Here is a 547-nt window from a genome sequence, read left to right as displayed (position 1 = left end):
CGGGTCTCCGCGATCGGAGAGGGTGTCAGCGGGTTCGCGATCGGCGACCGGGTGGCCTGGGTCTCGGTCTACGGCAGCTACGCCGAGAGGATCGCCGTCCCCGCCGGCCAGGTCGTCCCCGTCCCGGACGACATCCCGAGCGACATCGCCGCCGCCACGATGATGCAGGGACTCACCGCGCACCACTTCGTCACGGAGTCCGCGCCGCTGGCCGAGGGCGAGACCGCGCTCGTCCACTCCGCCGCCGGCGGTGTGGGAAGCATCGTCACCCAGCTGCTCGCACTGCGCGGGGTACGGGTGATCGGCCTGGTCTCGCGGGAGGAGAAGGTCGCTGTGGCGAAGGCGGCGGGCGCGCAGGAGGTGCTCGTCTCCTCCGGCGGTGACTTCGTGGACCGGGTCAGGGACCTGACGGACGGGGAGGGAGTGCACGCGGTCTTCGACGGCGGTGGCGCCACCACGTTCCGGCCCTCGCTGGAGGTGCTGCGCAGGGTGGGCACCCTGGTCTACTACGGCCCGCTGATCGGCGACATCCCCACCGTGCGCATGC

General features: G+C 72.2%; 1 protein-coding gene. It reads left to right on the top strand.

What is annotated here, in order from left to right; translation table 11 throughout:
• Positions 1-547 (top strand): zinc-binding dehydrogenase (locus IE273_RS43235; protein WP_189820569.1); only part of this gene is annotated, 547 nt, incomplete at both ends.

The organism is Streptomyces olivaceoviridis (assembly GCF_014650115.1).
In the GTDB taxonomy this organism is placed as follows: domain Bacteria; phylum Actinomycetota; class Actinomycetes; order Streptomycetales; family Streptomycetaceae; genus Streptomyces; species Streptomyces olivaceoviridis.
This window is presented reverse-complemented; position numbering and strand designations above follow the sequence as displayed.